Annotated in this window: 1 protein-coding gene and 1 pseudogene; both read right to left on the bottom strand. The window is 58.7% G+C overall.

All coding sequences use genetic code 11. From position 1 onward, the window contains the following. Positions 1 to 151: 151 nt before the first annotated feature. Positions 152 to 819: pseudogene (locus H0482_RS16380) on the bottom strand (phosphodiester glycosidase family protein); the annotation flags it as partial. 30 nt (positions 820 to 849) lie between these two features. Then, entirely contained in the window at positions 850 to 2,364 is a 1,515-nt protein-coding gene (locus H0482_RS16375; protein ID WP_193731105.1) for an ATP-binding protein, read from the bottom strand. Positions 2,365 to 2,595: the final 231 nt, after the last annotated feature.

Below are 2,595 nucleotides of genomic sequence, written 5' to 3'. Positions count from 1 at the left end.
ACTATCTCGCCAATACCCTGTCCGCCATCCTCGACGGACACCCGCAAAGCGGCATCGAAGACCTCATGCCATGGCGCTTCAACCAGCCGTCAAGCCTCGCCGCATAGGGCCAAGCCGTAGCGCTTACTCCAAGTCAGCCAGCGTGTCCGTTTCAGAAGATGCTGAGGCTACCCGCGTGCCAGGAAAAGTCATTGGTCCCATCTCCGGCATATAAAGTCCTACGCTGCGCCCACCATCGAGGTACAGGGCATCGGGGCACGCAAGCTCGTCACGAAAAACAGGCGTGCGAAATCGTGAAAATTGACGGCGTCATTGCTGATTGCAAACCGGATCTGTCCACCATCACACACGCCGACCCCGCTGCGGCGCGTCCGGGCCGTCGAGCCGGGGATGAGCGCTGGGTGGAACTCATCTCTCATGACGAGCATAGGGCCGGACTGGGTCGCAAACCGTACGGTGAGCTTTGCATCAAGAAATTCATCTGTCGGCAGAATGCCGGCGCTCGTTTCGTCGAGAAAGAAGATGCCATTGAGCTTCTTGTAGAAGTTCGGAACCTGGCTGGGCGGCGCCTCAATGCTGGCCGTAACTGCCGGCCGCAATTGCTCGCCATTCTCGATGTGGAGTCCGAGGGGCGAAAAATCGGACTGGTAAATGCCGGCATTGATCGCCAACACCAGCTCCAACCCCTGGTCGCTGACGGCAGCGGCCACATTGGAGAAGGTCCGGGGGCTCGCCATGAGCATCCTTCCAAAAGAGCTGGAGGTCAGACGCGACAGGGTCAATCGAACACACGACGTAGCCGGCATCCTCGAAACTCTGACAAGCACTGGCCTGACTTAAGCCTGATCCCTACGATATCTCATGGATTCTCACCTGGGGCACAACCTGCGCTGCAATCTCGCAAAGGTGCCGATGATGGGTCAGATAAATTACCTGGCCAATTTCGGCCATCTGTCCAAACAGCCGTAATACTTCCTCGGACCGCGGCTCGTCGAAGGTCTCCATAATATCATCGGCGATAAACGGGACCGATGGCCGGGCTGCGGCGAACTCCTCATATCCCGCGAGACGCAGCGCCAGATAAAGCTGAAACTGCGTACCCTTTGACAATTCCGTTGCAACCTTGGAGCCGCCGTTCTGCATTATGGCGATCAGGACCTCGCGATCCTTGTCGGGTCGCGTGGCAAGGCCGATATATTCGTCGCGTGTAATGAGCCGGAACGCTTCGGACGCCCGGTTCATCATCGTGCTACGGTGCTTCTCCCGATAGGCGCGGATGCCAAAATCGGCGACCAGGCTGCCGCTTCTGAGGCGAAGATAGCGCAGCGCCTGATCCTCGATCTCAAGAAGCAATGTGCGCCGTTTCGCTTCAAGGCGAGCGACGGCGTCATCGCCGCCAATGGCGGCCAGCCTGTCGCTTGCGCGCGCCTTGTCGGCGAACTGGTCCTTCGCGCGACCGTCAAGGTCTTCGATTCTTGTCACGAGTTCAGCCTGTTCTCGCCGAAGTTCGGAGAGGTCGGTATCGGCGAGGCTGACAAGCGCGTCCTGTAACGATTGTGCCTGCATGTCATTGAGGATCTGTCGCTTGAGCTTCGCCTGCTCTTCGACCAATTCGTTTCTTTTCCGACAGCGCTCCAGCGCCAGCCGGACATCGGCCAGCGTTTCGACACGGAAGAAGCTTGTCATCTCCGTTTTTCGCGCATCATGCATCGCGACCTCGCTGTCCAGCCGTTCGCGTTCGATCGAGAGTTCTAAACGAGCTTGGTCTCGCTCTTGCCGCCGCGCCTCAATTTGCCGGGCTTCTTCGTGGCGCTGGATCAGCTCCCTGGCCGCGGTTAGCGGATTGCTGACATCCAGCATGTCGCCAAGGGCGCCGTTTAGCCGGACGACCGTATCGGCAAACGAGTTTTGATCAGCTTCCATGGCACTGATGCGATATTGCAGGTCATCCTGCTCACGCAAAACCTCGGGGAGACCCGCGATCGCATCGAGCAGTTCCCGCACCGCACTTATGCTCCCCTGTTGGTCAGTGAACCAGGTAGCGGCGAGAGCTGCCTCCCAGGCACTCTGCCACTCATTAAATCCGGTTACGGCCTCATCGAGGGCGGCCTTCCGCTGCTCGGCCGCATCGTCAAGTTCACCGATACGTTTGTCAGCATCCAGCCGCTTTGAACGGAGGGTTGAATCGTTTGCGAGGGCATTGTCGGCCGCTTGCACAAGAGCAGGCAGCTCCAGTACCTCGGCATCGATCCCGATACGGGTCAAACTTGTCGTTAAGGATTCCCGTTGCGCCGCAAGCGCAGCCTTGGTTGCATCCAGTTCGTTCGACGCCCGACGCAGATCGTCCCACGCCGCCAGGGTCACATCGCGGCTTTCGGTCCAGTGGCCGATTGCCGCCAGCCAGGAAGCCGCAGTTCCATCATCATTCAGATGGATTTCCCGAGGGGTTTCCGATCTGATTTCCGAACGCTGTCCGTCGTCAGATCATTTGGCGCAGTTTGGGTCTTGGATTAGCGGAGTATCGGCCTCGTCTTTGGGTTGATGTTATGCGGCGAGCTTGCGGTGCTGCAAGCGCCGATGCTGGATGGTTTGTCG

Source organism: Devosia faecipullorum (assembly GCF_015158295.1).
GTDB classification, from domain to species: domain Bacteria; phylum Pseudomonadota; class Alphaproteobacteria; order Rhizobiales; family Devosiaceae; genus Devosia; species Devosia faecipullorum.
Note: the sequence above shows the minus strand (reverse complement) of the source record. Positions and strands in the feature narration are given on the sequence as shown.